The organism is Nostoc sp. (genome assembly GCF_036917195.1).
Taxonomy (GTDB): domain Bacteria; phylum Cyanobacteriota; class Cyanobacteriia; order Cyanobacteriales; family Nostocaceae; genus Nostoc.
In genome coordinates this window covers 1-14,718 of record NZ_JBALDG010000094.1, presented here as the reverse complement: position 1 = coordinate 14,718, position 14,718 = coordinate 1, and the positions used below count along the sequence as shown (strand labels likewise).

The 14,718-nt window shown below is 40.3% G+C and carries 9 protein-coding genes and 3 pseudogenes; 8 read left to right on the top strand and 4 right to left on the bottom strand.

What is annotated here, in order from left to right; translation table 11 throughout:
* Positions 1 to 53 precede the first annotated feature (53 nt).
* The 4 genes from V7K40_RS31865 (at position 54) to V7K40_RS31850 (ending at position 9,628) form a co-directional block, all read left to right on the top strand.
* On the top strand, positions 54 to 1,025 hold the full coding sequence (locus V7K40_RS31865; RefSeq protein WP_334966879.1) for a hypothetical protein: 972 nt from the start codon (positions 54 to 56) through the stop codon (positions 1,023 to 1,025).
* 231 nt (positions 1,026 to 1,256) lie between these two features.
* A complete protein-coding gene (locus V7K40_RS31860) occupies positions 1,257 to 5,927 on the top strand; it encodes an amino acid adenylation domain-containing protein (protein ID WP_334966878.1) in 4,671 nt (1,556 codons plus the stop codon).
* A gap of 69 nt (positions 5,928 to 5,996) precedes the next feature.
* Positions 5,997 to 7,388 carry an MFS transporter gene (locus V7K40_RS31855; protein WP_334966877.1) on the top strand — a complete coding sequence of 464 codons (1,392 nt, stop codon included), beginning with the start codon at positions 5,997 to 5,999 and terminating at the stop codon, positions 7,386 to 7,388.
* Between the two features lie 215 nt (positions 7,389 to 7,603).
* Complete coding sequence (locus V7K40_RS31850) at positions 7,604 to 9,628, top strand: ATP-binding cassette domain-containing protein (RefSeq protein ID WP_334966876.1); 2,025 nt, start codon at positions 7,604 to 7,606, stop codon at positions 9,626 to 9,628.
* An 834-nt stretch (positions 9,629 to 10,462) separates the two neighbouring features.
* Here V7K40_RS31850 and V7K40_RS31845 read toward each other — a convergent pair.
* On the bottom strand, positions 10,463 to 10,789 hold the full coding sequence (locus V7K40_RS31845; protein ID WP_334966875.1) for an NAD-dependent epimerase/dehydratase family protein: 327 nt from the start codon (positions 10,787 to 10,789) through the stop codon (positions 10,463 to 10,465).
* Positions 10,790 to 10,963: 174 nt separating this feature from the next.
* Here V7K40_RS31845 and V7K40_RS31840 point away from each other — a divergent pair, with 174 nt between their 5' ends.
* The 3 genes from V7K40_RS31840 (at position 10,964) to V7K40_RS31830 (ending at position 12,798) form a co-directional block, all read left to right on the top strand.
* On the top strand, positions 10,964 to 11,173 hold the full coding sequence (locus V7K40_RS31840) for a hypothetical protein (RefSeq protein WP_334966874.1): 210 nt from the start codon (positions 10,964 to 10,966) through the stop codon (positions 11,171 to 11,173).
* 29 nt (positions 11,174 to 11,202) lie between these two features.
* Entirely contained in the window at positions 11,203 to 11,931 is a 729-nt protein-coding gene (locus V7K40_RS31835; protein ID WP_334966873.1) for an AraC family transcriptional regulator, read from the top strand.
* Between the two features lie 552 nt (positions 11,932 to 12,483).
* Entirely contained in the window at positions 12,484 to 12,798 is a 315-nt protein-coding gene (locus V7K40_RS31830) for a MarR family transcriptional regulator (protein ID WP_334966872.1), read from the top strand.
* A gap of 412 nt (positions 12,799 to 13,210) precedes the next feature.
* Here V7K40_RS31830 and V7K40_RS31825 read toward each other — a convergent pair.
* Together V7K40_RS31825 and V7K40_RS31820 are read right to left on the bottom strand one after the other, a co-directional pair.
* Positions 13,211 to 13,956 (bottom strand): annotated as a pseudogene (locus tag V7K40_RS31825) (IS1 family transposase).
* Positions 13,957 to 13,992: 36 nt separating this feature from the next.
* Positions 13,993 to 14,226: pseudogene (locus V7K40_RS31820) on the bottom strand (IS1634 family transposase); the annotation flags it as partial.
* Between the two features lie 64 nt (positions 14,227 to 14,290).
* On the opposite strand from V7K40_RS31820, the gene V7K40_RS31815 reads away from it, so the two are divergent.
* The gene (locus tag V7K40_RS31815; RefSeq protein ID WP_334966871.1) at positions 14,291 to 14,608 is read left to right on the top strand and encodes a hypothetical protein; all 318 of its coding nucleotides are present in this window, start codon (positions 14,291 to 14,293) and stop codon (positions 14,606 to 14,608) included.
* Here the strand turns inward: V7K40_RS31815 and V7K40_RS31810 are convergent.
* Positions 14,564 to 14,718, bottom strand: a pseudogene (locus V7K40_RS31810) (DDE-type integrase/transposase/recombinase); the annotation flags it as partial. The gene V7K40_RS31815 and the pseudogene V7K40_RS31810 overlap by 45 nt on opposite strands.

The window sequence follows — 14,718 nt, the reverse complement described above, 5'->3', positions numbered from 1 at the left end:
CTTACTTTTTACCAAAAAATACTTTTTAAATTACTGCCATTTATTAAAGAGATATGACAACAATTTACTTACACATTGGAATGCCCAAGACTGGAACAACTTGCTTACAAAAAGCATTGTTTAATAATAGAGATAAATTTTTAGAAAACGGTTACTTGTATCCTACGTCTGGTATAAAACATAATGCTAAAGAAATAGTTAACCGTTACTGCCATAATACTTTAGCCCATTGTTTAATGAGTTTGGAAGACAAGGATAATATACTTTCAATGTCAATTTGGAAAGAACTGAAAACAGAAATAGACTCTATTAACCCTAAAAATGTGATAATTTCCACAGAAGCTCTTACTTCTTTTAAAATCTTTTATCAACCTGAAACGCTTGCAAAAATAAAAAATTTGTTAAAAGAATACGAAATTAAGGTAGTAATATATCTAAGAAAGCAAGATGAATTTTTAGAATCCTCTTACTGTTATATGGTTAAACTAGGAGCATGTAGCGTAGGAATTAAAGAGTTTTTTAATGAATATCAATATATCTTTAACTATTATCAAATATTAGAGAATTGGGCAGATATATTTGGATATGACAATATGATTGTTCGACGTTTTGCAAAATCAAATACCAAAGATCATATTTTTGCTGATTTTTTAAGAGTCATTAATCAATTCAACAATAAAAGTGATTATCAAGTTGACTATAGTGCAAAAATAAATGTGTCTCCTTCAGGAAAAATAATCAAGATACTTTTGCTTATAAATAATTTGAATGAAACAATTTTAGCTAAGTTTATAAAGTTAGATGATAGTTATTGGTCAAAATATCAAGATTTCTTGAGCTTCTTATCCAATAACAAAACAATATGTAAATTAGTATCAAGGCTGCCAAAATTTTTAATTGATAATGTGCTTCTCTCACCTGAAGAAAAAGAAGATATTATGAAAAAATTTAAAGAATTAAATAGTCAGATAGCTTACAAGTATTTAGGACAAAAAGATGGAGTATTATTTGGCGATTATTCCTAGTTATAGGAATCGGATTTGATTCGGAGAATCACTCGTAGACAGAGAGAATAGGGAACAAAAAAGAAAGAATAAAGTTGTACTGAGTTTTGTTCAAAAGTTAAGTATTAGTCATAACATATAAATAAATTTTATTTCATAATTTTAATGTATAAAATAATACTTTAGATAAAGAATAATAAAAATTTAGAAAGACCTTTACCTATCTTTTCAAAAATCAAATAATAATTTTATATGAGCAAACTGCAAATAATTAAAAATAAAAATATTGAATCTATTTACCCTCTTTCTCCTATGCAACAGGGTATGCTTTTTCATACTCTGCAGGAGCCAAAATCAGGAGTATATCTTGAGCAGTTCTGTCTCACGCTCTCTGGCAATTTAGATATTACACTGCTTCAGCAGGCTTGTGTGCGAGTATTGAAGCGTCACCCAGTTTTGCGTACCCTTGTGGTTTGGGAAAAGCAAGAAAAGCCTCTCCAAGTAGTATGTAAGCAAGTAGAGTTGCCTTGGCAGAACTATGATTGGCGTTCCTTATCTGCAAAAGAACAACAAGAGCGCCTAGAAGCTTTCTTACAAACAGATCGAGTTCAAGGCTTTGTTCTTGACAAAGCTCCACTCATGCGGTTTACCTTAATTCGAGTTGCTGATGATACTTACGAATTTGTCTGGAGCTTTCATCACTTGCTAATTGATGGCTGGAGTTGGCCAATTCTCTGCAAAGAAGTCTTTGCTTTTTATAATGCTTTAGTTAAAGGCGAATACTTATATTTAAATACTCCCCGTCCTTACCGAGATTATATTAATTGGTTACAGCAACAAGATTTAAAAGCAGCAGAAACATTTTGGCAGCAACAACTTCATGGCTTTACTAGCCCTACCCGTTTGCAACTAAATCGGGGTGAGGTGAAACATTCTCTCCAGTTAAAAACTTACCACGAACACCAGCGCTGTTTATCAGCAACGATAACTGCTACTTTACAATCCCAGGCACAGCAGTATCATCTGACACTTTCAACTTTCGTCCAAGCAGCTTGGGCAATTTTACTTAGTCGCTACATCGATGAGTCTGAGCTAGTATTTGGCGTAACTGTGTCTGGTCGTCCTCCCACATTCTCGGGGGTAGAATCTATGGTGGGACTATTCATTAATACTCTACCAGTCAGGGTGAAAGTACCAACAGCAACTCCTTTATGGCAATGGCTGAGGGAATTGCAGACTCAACAGGTAGAGCGATCGCAGTATTCTTGGTGTCCGTTAGTAGAAATTCAGGCTATTAGTGAAATTCCCCTAGAATTACCTTTGTTTGAAAGTATTGTGGTGTTTGAGAACTACCCACAAGATACGTCTTTATCAAATCCAGGTAGCAGCATCCAAATTACTAAACGGCGAGTCATTGAACAAACAAATTATTCGCTCACAGTCATCGCTGTACCAGGACAAGAATTATCTCTACGCATTCTTTATGATGGTAGCCGCTTTTACGGGGAAACGATTAACCGGATGATGGGGCATCTTGTAACTTTGTTAGAGGGTATGGTCACTAATATCGAGCAGAGAGTAGGAGAGATACCCATGCTAACTGCTAGCGAGCAGCGCCAACTCTTAGTATGGAATGATACCCAAACAGATTATCCCAATAAATGTATCGCTCAGTTGTTTGAAGAACAGGTGGAACGAACACCGGATGCAGTAGCAGTCTCGTTCCAGTCTCAACAACTGACTTACCAGCAGTTAAATTGTCAGGCTAATAAGTTAGCACACCATCTCCAAAAACTTGGTGTAAAACCAGAAGTGCGTATAGGGATTTGCGTTGAGCGTTCTTTATCGATGGTTGTAGGACTTTTGGCAATCCTCAAAGCTGGTGGTACTTACCTACCCTTAGATCCGCGATCGCCCCAAGAACGCTTGACTTATATTTTGAGCGATTCTCAAGCATCGGTATTGCTGACAGATTCATCAACTAAGAGGCAGGGGGAAATGACCTGCTGTGGAGCAGAGCAGAACATGGATCTAAATCCCCATTACAAAATTCTACTTCCGACTTCTTTAACAGTAGTTTGCTTAAATACATCGGAGATTTTCTACCAAAACAGTCAGGAAAATCCTGTTAGTGGAGTGACACCAGAGAACTTGGCTTATGTCATTTATACTTCCGGCTCAATCGGCAAACCCAAAGGTGTAGCCATGAGTCACCGTTCTCTAGCGAACCTTTTATATTGGCAAATCAACGAAAGTGCTTTAAGCTGTGCCAAAACTTTGCAATTTGCTTCTATCAGTTTCGATGTCTCTTTTCAAGAAATCTTCTCTACCTGGTGTAGCGGCGGAACCTTAGTTTTAATTCCCGAAGAAGTACAGAAGGATGGATTCGTATTATTACAATTAATTGCCCAAGAAAAGGTAGAAAGACTGTTTTTGCCCTTCGTCGCCCTTCAGCAGTTAGCCAATGCTGCCTCTATTTCTAAATCCTATCCTGCATCTTTACGCCAGATTATGACGGCAGGAGAACAGTTGCATATTACTCCTGATTTAGTCAACTTTTTTAGGGAGCTTCCTGGTTGTACGCTGCAAAATCAGTATGGGCCAACAGAGAGCCATGTAGTAACAAGTTTTACATTAAAAGATGCTGCCAGCAGTTGGTCGCCACTTCCACCCATTGGTCGCCCGATCGCAAATACGCAAATCTACATCCTTGACCGCTGTCTGCAACCATTACCAATTGGAGTTCCCGGAGAACTGTATATTGGCGGCGTTGCGATCGCCAGAAGTTACATTAATTCCCCAGATTTAACAGCTGAGAAATTCATTGTTAAGGATGGAAATCGTTTGTATAAAACAGGCGATCGGGCTCGATATTTAGCTGATGGCAACATCGAATTTCTCGGTAGAATTGACAATCAAGTGAAGGTGCGGGGTTTTCGCATTGAACTGGGAGAAATTGAAACCGTACTCGTCGCACACCCGCAGATAAAAGAAGCAGTAGCGATCGCAAGAGTTGACCAACCAGGAAGCAAGCGCCTAGTCGCTTACATTGTCCCCAAACAGCACCTAGACACCAGTGAACTGCTTTGTTATCTCAAACAAAAGCTACCCGAATATATGCTACCTTCTGCTTTTGTAAAGTTGCTGGATGCTCTACCTCTAACCAGCAGTGGCAAAACAGACCGCCGCGCTTTACCAGCACCTACGACTAGGGAAACACGTAACATCTCTACAGACTTGATCCCACCCCGTACTGCAACTGAAGAGGTTCTGGCAGAAATCTGGAGCGATGTTTTAGGGCTGGAACAAGTTGGTATCCATGACAACTTTTTTGCATTAGGAGGGCATTCTTTATCAGCAATGCAAGTCATTGCTCGGTTGCGAGAAACCTTCAAATTGGAGTTACCTATAAGCTGTCTGTTTGATTACCCGACAGTAGTCGAGCTAGATCGGCAAATTTCGGAATACCGCCAAAACGATTTGGTACTCATAACTCCATCTCTCAAACCAGTATCTCGAAACACAAAAGAGTTGCCAATCTCTTTGACTCAACTTGAGTTTTGGATATTAGCTCAATTGCATCCGGGTATTCCCGTCTACAATATTCCCCTGGCTTATCGCCTGACAGGTTTACTCAACGTAAATGCCCTGGTGCAAAGCCTCGTGGAAATTGTCCGTCGTCACGAAGCTTTGCGAACTACTTTTGCAATCGCTTCCAGCGAGGCGTTTGCGGAGCATTTCGGAGAGAAGCCCATCGCCGATAGGGAAGTGGTTCAGAAAATTGCTCAACAGCCCATATTGCCATTTTCGGTGGTAGACTTGCGAAAACTTTCTGAATCTAAAACTGAGCGCAAGGCTCTGGCTCAAAGATTTGTGAATGAGGAAAAAAACCAGCCTTTCGATCTAGAACAAAGCCCGTTGTTACGCATCAAGCTGCTGCGGCTATCTGATGCCGAGCATTTACTCATAGTAACTATCCATCATTTAGTTTTTGATGGTTGGTCTGTAAATGTGTTTTTACAGGAGCTAACAAAATTATATGAAGCATTTTGTCACGGTCAGCCCTCACCACTTCCCGATTTGCCCATCAAATATGCTGACTTTGCCGATTGGCAACAGCAGTGGATTGCTCGTCCTGCTTTCGTGTCTAACCTTAACTACTGGAAGCAGCAACTAGGTAATAGCACACTTTTATTAGAGCTACCTACGGATCGCCCGCGCTTACCAGTCCGAACTTTTAAAGGTGCAAGTCAAACTTTCATCATCCCTAAAAGCCTAACGTATGCTCTTAAAAATTTGAGCCAACAGCACAATGTAACTCTATTTGTGACTCTGCTAACAGCCTTCAAAATACTGCTGTTCTATTACACCGGACAGTCCGATATTATCGTGGGAACTCCTTTTGCTAATCGCCAGCAAATGGAAACTAAAGGACTTATTGGATGCTTTATTAACACGCTTCCAATACGTACATATATTAGGGGCAATCCAAGTTTGAGCGAGTTGCTGTATCAGGTGCGTGGATGTTTTTTAGCAGCTAGCGATCGCCAACAAATCCCCTTCGTGAAGTTAGTAGAAGCACTACAGCCGAAAGGAGAACCAAACCACTCTTTGCTATATCAAGTGATGTTTAACTTTTTGCCTCCATCAGATTTAAAACTGACAAATTTGACTGTTCGTTCCTGGTCAATTGAAACTAATACAGCAGAATTTGATTGGGATATTTATCTTCAACAAACAACATTAGGAAGCATTAAAGGGAAATGGTGTTACAAAATCGATTTATTTGATGCTAGTACTGTTAGCCGTGCAGTAACTCAGTTTTTAATATTGCTTGAACTGCTAATTAATAATCCTGAATGCCGCCTGAATGACCTTTCCTTACTATTTCAGCGGCATAATTATCAATGCCGTGCGATGTAGGTATACATAACAGTTAATTATTCAAAGATCCGATTGGGACAGCAAAAAGCTAGAAAATAGCAGATTATTATGTCAGACGTACAGATTATGGAAAAAACAAGACTGACTGTTTTGCGGGAAATGCAACTGTTTATGATTGTGTGGATAGGACAGTTGATCGCCTTGATTGGTTATAGTACTACTGCATTTGCCTTAGATATCTGGGTTTACAACCGCACTGGTTCAGTGACCCAGTTTGCTTTAGTCTCCCTGTTCAATACTCTACCGCTAATCTTAATTTCCCCGATCGCTGGGCCTCTGGTAGATAGGTGGGATCGCCGAAAGACAATGATTATAGCTGATGTCTTGGCGTGTTTGGGAACGATCGCGATCGGCGTTTTATTTGTCATAGGTCAGTTGGAAGTATGGCACATTTACCTAGCTAATACCTTCACTGCTATTTTCATGGCTTTTCACACACCTGCTTATACAGCATCCACAGTCTTACTAGTGCCAAAACAGCACCTCAATCGTGCTAACGGTCTGATGAGTCTGATGTTTGGGATTTCCATAATCATTGCACCAACTCTTGGAGGTGTTCTACTAAGCATTATCAATTTCCAAGGGATTATTTTGTTTCACGTAATGGCTGTGTTTATTGCTGTTGTCTCCTTGATGCTCGTGAGATTCCCCCAAGTCAACATGAGTAATGTTGCAACTGCAAAAAGTTCATTTCTGAGTGAAGCAACTTATGGATTTAAATATTTGACCACTCGACCAGGACTACTGGGACTAGTCTTATTCTCAGCTTCCAGCCTTTATTTTGTGGGAGGTATTAATGTTATCACCATACCTTTAGTGTTAAATTTCGCTTCAATAAGCGTTCTGGGAACTATTCTTTCCCTATTTGGCATTGCTCTTTTAGTAGGCGGCTTGCTCATGAGCATCTGGGGAGGACTAGAACGCAACATTTATCCGATATACGGATGTATGCTTTTGAATGGTGTATTTCTTCTCGTCGCCGGTTTGCAACCCTCTCTTGTCATCTTCACTGTTAGCATCTTTTTATTCTCCCTGACACAACCGATCGTTTCCAGTTCTACGCAAGCTGTCATGCAAAATAAAGTAGAACCTAGTATACAAGGTAGAGTTTTTGCAATCAAAGGAGCGATTGAAGCAGCCGCTTTACCTCTAGGCTACATCACAATTGGGCCTTTAGCCGAGAAGGTTTTTGAACCCTTAATGGCTACTGATGGTTTTTTGGCACGAAGCATCGGACAAATCATCGGTGTTGGATCGGGTCGTGGGATGGGACTTCTACTAATGATTATGGGAGTCTTGACCATTTTAGAAACCTCTATTGCCTACTTGTACCCTCGCCTACGGTTTGTAGAAGATGAACTCCCTAATGTTAATAATGCAGTTGCGATGGCTGCTGATACACCTTCTAGCAAGAATGACGCAGTTTCTTTGGTATCCTAAATTTGGCGTTGCATAGTGATGGTTGATTTAAAAGCTCTACTATTTTCCAAATATTATTTGATTTTTTTAAATAGGTAATTATTAATTGAGTTCATAAATTGCAAAATTTTTGTGTCTAGATTCAATGTTTATGATATATGTCAAATTGTGTATTCGTTAATAGTTTAATTTTTCTGTGTTTTACTCAAAAAAAGATGTTTAGTTTGTTTTAGAATATGCCAACTAAAGTTTCTCATGATCGCTCCTTAAAAAACAATCCTTCTCCATCCACTTTTAATAAATTTTGGGATAATGTAAGAGCGATCGTTCAGCCTTACTGGTATCCAACAGAGTCTGGGGAAAGAGTATTTTCAGACGTGATTCGTATATGGGGGATGCTCATTCTCCTGATTTTATTAATAATCGCGCTGGTGGGTGTAACTGCCTTTAATAGCTTCGTTACTCGCTACATAACAGATGTTATTGAAGAGAAAGATTATCCTAACTTTATTAAGACGATAGTAGTTTTCGGCGCTGCTCTTGTCTGCGTAACACTTTTAAGCGGATTTTCTAAATTTGTCAGAAAAAAAATTGCTCTTGATTGGTACAAATGGTTAAATAATCACACATTATCAAAATATTTGAGCAATCGTGCCTATTATAGAATCAACTTTAGATCTGATGTTGATAACCCAGATCAACGAATATCCCAAGAAATCGAACCCATTACCAGTAATGCTCTGAGTTTTTCAGCTACTTTTCTAGAGAAAGTCCTGGAAATGACAACTTTTTTAGTTATTCTTTGGTCAATTTCCCAATTTATTGCGATTGTTCTGGTTATTTATACGATTGTAGGTAATTTGATTGCTATTTACTTAGGTCAACAATTGAGTAAAATTAATCAAGAGGAATTAGAACTGAAGGCAGAATACAATTATTGTCTGACTCATGTTCGTAATCACGCTGAATCAATAGCTTTTTTTCAAGGAGAAAACCAAGAATCCAATATAATTCAACGAAGATTTAGTAATCTCTTGAGAAATGTCGAACGCAAGATTAATTGGGAGAACAATCAGGAACTTTTTGACGGAGCATATAAGTCTGCTATTCAAATATTCCCATATCTGGTACTCGCACCTTTATATATGAGCGGTCAAGCTGATTTCGGAGAAGTTGTCCAAGCTAGTATAGCTTGTAATCAGTTTGCCTCAGCTATGGCAACATTAATTAGAGAATTTGGGAATTCAGGACGATTTTCCAGTTATGTTGAACGTTTATCTGAGTTTTCAGATGCTTTAGAAGAAGTAACTAAACAACCCGAAAATGTCAGTATTATTAAAACAATAGAAGAAAATCATCTCGCTTTTGAGAATGTCACTTTACAAACGCCCAACTATGAACAGGTGATTGTTGAAGATTTGTCACTGTCTGTTCAACCAGGAGAAGGTTTATTGATTGTTGGGCCTAGTGGTCGAGGTAAAAGTTCTCTATTGAGAGCGATCGCTGGTTTGTGGAATGCGGGAACGGGTCGTCTAGTGCGACCTCCTCTAGAAGAAGTCTTATTTTTGCCCCAACGTCCTTACATCATTTTGGGAACTTTGCGGCAACAGTTACTCTATCCTAAAACTAATCGTCAAATGACCGACGCAGAACTCAAAAATGTTTTACAACAAGTAAACCTGCAAAACTTGTTAAGTCGAGTTGAAGGTTTTGATACTGAAGTTCCTTGGGAAAACATATTATCGCTGGGAGAGCAACAACGCCTCGCTTTCGCACGCCTGTTAGTAACTCATCCAAGGTTCACCATATTAGATGAAGCAACAAGTGCTTTGGATTTGAAAAATGAAGGAAGTTTATATCAGCAGTTACAAGAGACGAAAACAACATTTATCAGTGTTGGGCATAGGGAAAGTTTATTTAATTATCATCAATGGGTTCTGGAACTTTCACAAGATTCCAGTTGGCAACTTTTGACCGTGCAAGATTATCAAAATCAAAAAACAATTACCCATAACTCTACTGAAAATACTCGCATTACTATAGACACTTTGCCTAATAATGAATCCGAAAATCAATCAGAAATATTGACTAAAAAAACTACAATTGAAGGACTTTCTCATAAAGAAATGACTGAATTAACTTCTTATTCTATTAAAACTATTAGAAGTAAAGCAAGTAAAGATGAGTCTCTCACTACTAGGGACGGCTTTACCTACCGCTATGATAAAGACCCAAAAGTGTTGAAATGGGTTAGATTCTAGCAGGCACTTATTCTTTTTGCCCTCGTTTCATTACAAATGTTCACACGACGCTATCCACTGTTACTGATGAGAAGGCAGTCCTAGCGTGGAAAAACTTACTAGAGAAGACGACTCTCTAAATTAGCCAAGTAACCCTTGGAGTTTCTGCGAAATCGATACTGTTCAATTCTGGCTTTGTGGTGTTTTTGCAATTAAGAGCGTAATTCGATCCAAGTATCAATATCAACTTGTGCCAAATCAGATGTGGTAAAAGAATGAAGCTTAGTAGTGATCGCATTAATACAGGATTTACGCAACTGTCACAAGCAATGGCGCGGCTACACCGCGCCGAGCGCCAAGCAACTATGCGATAAACATGGGAACAGTAGGACGTTTTAGTTGCTCAACTAAATAATTTGATAACAACCCATGCTTAATTTGATAGATTGTTTGACCAGTTTATTAACCCAATCCCTTGAATGACTCTATGTTCGTTACCACTATATTGTCGTTTACTTGTCTCTATTTCTGTGGCGGTTCTTTTATCAATTACTGTATCATCAAAAACTAGATATGCTTGAGCATTTACTTCAATGATATCTTTGAGATTATCCCAAAGCAAACGTGGCGTTAATTTTTCATTCTTGAGATAACGGTTAATTTGATCGTGACTAATCTGTTCTAAATGCTTTGCTAAAAAAGTTAACAGTGTAATTAATTTGACTACTCAACAAGTATTGGCAATAGTTAAGTTTCCTAAATCTCATACAGGCAGTGCATTTAATTGGCAGCATCCTCTACTGATATTCTCATAATTTGAACAACAATTTACACAGTTGATTACTATTACTCATTTCACCAATCTCCTCTGGATACGCTACTTTCTATATAGTACGTAAATACTATAAAATGGCGATCGCACTGTGCCAGTTGCGTAAGTCCTAGCCAGTTACGTAAGTCCTGTAACTGATAAGCCACTTCTATTGTTTGCTTAATCTGTACCGGATCGGTTAATTCAAGTTTAAGCAGATGCAGGCTGTTGGCATCGCCACTGAGATTTGTTTTGCCGTTGCGCGTCGTGCCAATCACGATGTCACCTCGATCTAGCACCGCTCGGGCAAGCGCCTTGCCAAGACCACGGGAAACTCCAGTAATCAACCAAATTTTCTTGTCATTTGTCATGACCTTATCCTCTTATTGACGTATTTGGATAGTTTCATCCTATGAGCAAGAACCAGGGTTTTAAATGCACAAACCTTGCAGATGATTGCCTAATCTTCTCAAGTCAGAGCTTGGCAACAAGAAATTTTTCCTATAATGAGTGCAGGAGAACGGTACATTAGGCAGAAATTCAGCATGACGATTAAGACACAGAATCACAAAGTAGCGGTCTGCGCTTCTCCTCACACAGAGGCTTCGTCAACGCAGCAGCGCTTTGCTATCGAGAAATGTGAAGAACTGGCGGCACTGGTCGCTCGGTACACAGACAGCAGAGGTAATGGTGCCTATGCTACAGCGATCAATCCTTTAATCTTCATGCGAGAATGTGACCTACTGCTGTGGTAAGCGGTGTCAGCGAACCGCTGCTCGCCATTATGGTGCAGGGCACAAAAGAAGTGTTATTGAATGAGGAAACCTATCAGTACACCGTCGCTCAGTATCTGCTTGTATCAGTAGACTTGCCGCTGAGTGGATGTGTGATCGGGGCAACACCCGATAAGCCTTTTCTTGGATTTAAGCTGAAGCTAGATCCCGCTCAACTCTGTGAGATTATTGCTCAAACAAATTTGCACAAATGTAAGAAAGAATCAGTAAAAGGCTGGTTCATCAGTGATGCTGATCCATTGTTGATCGATTGCGCGATTCGACTAACAAAGCTGCTAGATACACCACAGGATATTCCGTTTCTCGCCCCGATGATCGTCCGCGAGATTTATTACCGTTTGCTCACAGGGGAACAATGCGAAGCGGTGCGTCAGATTGCCACTGCTGGCAGCAATATGCAGCGGATTGCTGAAGTCGTCAAACAACTCAGAATAAACTTTACTGAGCCACTGGAGATTGAAAAGTTGGCAGAGCAAGCAAATATCTCTGCTGCATCGTTCCATCGCCACTTCAAGGCTGTCACCTCCATGAGTCCGCTCCAATATCAAAAACAATTAAGACTCCTGGCAGCGCGGCAGATGATGCTTGCTGAAAACGCTGATGCAGCTCAAGCTGCTTATCAAGTCGGGTATGAAAGTACTTCACAGTTCAGCCGCGAATATTCCCGAATGTTTGGTGCCCCACCCATGAGATATATTGAGCGTTTACGTACAGCCTGAGCAACACGGCAATCCTTAAATCAGCAGCTCTTCAAGTCAGGCTTTAAAGTATACCTCAGTCAAGGGGACTTAAACAAAAAATAAAGAATGAAAAGACGTGAGTTCGACGAACCTAAAAAGCCGCCGCAGGCAAAGCAGGTAAACCTTTAGGTGTAGCGAACCGCAATCATAATTACTCCGACCCGCAATCAAGACAATTTTGAGACCAGATTAATTGCAACCAAAGCGGCGCTTGGAACCACATTAAATACAACTGAGACCGCATTAGCTGCAACCAGACCTCAATCATCCAACTGGGGCCACATTAATTGCAACTAGCCGGATGAAGATGATTTGACGTAACCGATGCATGAATCAACTGTCCCAAAAACGACCTTTTTTGCGACAGCACGAGAGAGAGCGGCCCAGGATGTCAACTTCCGCTTGACATTAGTTCGTTGGCGAACTAATGTAGTTAGGTGCCGAACGACATGGAGGATTTACTTGGATCACTTGAAGCACAACTCTGCCGCGGCATGGGTTAAGAGGTACTACCTCGCCAGTCGCGCCGTCATGGAAGCAACCTTGCGTCCGCACGACCTCGGATCGACGCAGTGGTATGTCCTTTGGCAGTTGGCCAATAACGGGCCGACGGTGCAGCGCGACTTCTTGAACATGTTGCAAGTGGAGAAGCCGACGCTAAGCGAAGTCGTGAGCGCCCTGGTCCGCAAAGGCTTCATAGAGCAAACGCCAGCCGCCGACGATCAGCGCCAAAGGCTGCTAACGATCACCCCTACCGGGCTAAAGCTGTGGCAGGGATTGCCAGATCCGATTGCTTATCAAATGGCATGGTCAATCTGGTACTTTTTTTCCTTTTATCAGCATTGACCATCTGGTGGTCAGTTCAACATGGCTGACCACTTTTTCTTTTGAAGGAAGTTTCTACTTCCGCTCTTGTGCGTATTTTTTTTGACTCACAATTTTGTAAGTGTTATTCTCCGAGCGATCGCATGACCGTCATTAAGAAATATTGCAATCTGGAAAAATCTGAGAAGAAGGCTAATAGCCCACATTCTGCAGGTTAATCAGCAAAGGAGATAATATTTACGACTTGGAGCACCAAAAAAACTGTAGAATCGAACATCGTTCCTCATTAAGTACAGCCCACCATAAATGAGGTACGGAATTCGTTTTTTGAATTAAACGTGTCTAGTAGCATCACAGTTTTTATTTCTGACCCCTTTTTGCGGTGACGTGTACTAAGATTGGAAATCTGGGCGTTGCTGAACCAAAATATGAATCAAGCGATCGCCTCAAGCTTACGGGTGCTATGCGCCCGTAGCGCCATTGAGCCATACTTGAGATAATGTATTACTAAATGAATTGAATGTTTAAGCATTTCCTCGGATTTAGAGTCACAAAAAGTTTTCCGATGTAGTCGAGCCAGATAATGCGGAGCCGGAGACGCTCCGCCTTTGGTCTTAAGCGACTATTCTCTCCCTCAACTCAAGTCATATATGTTTGACTAACGATGTGATCTTCATTGCTGATAAAACAAGGATAAACAGGATAACCATCAGTAACGTAAAAATCAGACTGCCAACATCTTATTATCAACCACAAATGTTTAAAAGTTTCCGAACTCCTGTCGCCTAAAACCCAAGCTATAATTCCTGGAATACTGTGATTTACAGCTGTCCACAGCCAATGAGTGTTTTTTTTGAGCCAACAAAAGTTTCTAGTTCATCGATTTGTGTTACTTCCAGTATTTCACTTCTGTAAGGTGTATTTGCTAAAGTGCTAGCCGCTTGCCTCACCCAATTTATAACAGTAGTATGATGTACTTTTTTAACTCTTTCTATCGCCCGGAACCCAGAACCATTGACATACATTTCTAGGCATTCACTTTTAATATCTTCCGTGTATCCTTTGGGATCATAAGATTTGCTCAACTGACGTTTACAGTTGACACATATGTGATGCGTGTTTACCACGTTGACGCCCATTCCTACGAATGTGAGTTGATTCACACCTTGGACATTTCATAGCGATCGCCCTAATTCATATTTCTATTCTGCAACGCCGTAATTCCTGTATCTGCTGCAAATTATCTTCAGTGTCAAGAGCTGCATCCGCAACAAATAAAGCGTTGATTTGCCATTGTTTGTGGAAATCGGCGAGCAGTGTGCGGAACATAGCAGAATCGACTTCGTTCCCATCTGCAACTCTTTGATATAAGGGAATATCTCCATCTCCACTACACATCAAGTCGAGAATAAATTGTTTCAAATCTGGTCAGCGATCTCTAGAATAACCATATCTAATTGTAATTAATCCTGATTCTGCCTCGCCTTCATCGCCTGTCGCAGAAAAAGGCGGTGTGGGCAAAACTTCGCTAAGTATCCATCTTGAGGTTGCCGCAGCCATCAAAGGTAAGGAAACTGTACTTGTGGATTTAGATCCACAAGCGTCCGCCAGTAAGTGGGGAGATTCAAGAGAAGCAGAATCTCCCGTTGTAATTTCGTGCGGTTGTGTTGCAAAAATCTGCAAAGGACGAAAGCTCTGTATAAATCAGAACCAGTTATCAAGCTACTCCGAAAATTTGAGCAGCAAATTTCACTTGAGCAGCGATGTCTGTTTTTTCAACTCCTTTAACTTGTCCTTTGCGAATCATGTTCATTGTTTCATATCCCCTTAGAGAACGCCAAAGCCATATTGAACGATGCAAATCCCATTCCTGGTTTGACCAACCTTTTGATAAATCGATGATCTTGTTCGGTGATTATTATTTAGATATTTAACTTGTCG

Excerpts from the sequence above, each read along its gene's own strand:
- V7K40_RS31835 (WP_334966873.1), top strand. The coding sequence starts at position 11,203 with ATGGTGCAGGGCACAAAAGAAGTGTTATTGAATGAGGAAACCTATCAG.
- V7K40_RS31860 (WP_334966878.1), top strand. The coding sequence starts at position 1,257 with ATGAGCAAACTGCAAATAATTAAAAATAAAAATATTGAATCTATTTAC.
- V7K40_RS31855 (WP_334966877.1), top strand. The coding sequence starts at position 5,997 with ATGTCAGACGTACAGATTATGGAAAAAACAAGACTGACTGTTTTGCGG.
- V7K40_RS31845 (WP_334966875.1), bottom strand. The coding sequence starts at position 10,789 with ATGACAAATGACAAGAAAATTTGGTTGATTACTGGAGTTTCCCGTGGT.
- V7K40_RS31840 (WP_334966874.1), top strand. The coding sequence starts at position 10,964 with ATGACGATTAAGACACAGAATCACAAAGTAGCGGTCTGCGCTTCTCCT.
- V7K40_RS31830 (WP_334966872.1), top strand. The coding sequence starts at position 12,484 with ATGGAAGCAACCTTGCGTCCGCACGACCTCGGATCGACGCAGTGGTAT.
- V7K40_RS31865 (WP_334966879.1), top strand. The coding sequence starts at position 54 with ATGACAACAATTTACTTACACATTGGAATGCCCAAGACTGGAACAACT.
- V7K40_RS31850 (WP_334966876.1), top strand. The coding sequence starts at position 7,604 with ATGCCAACTAAAGTTTCTCATGATCGCTCCTTAAAAAACAATCCTTCT.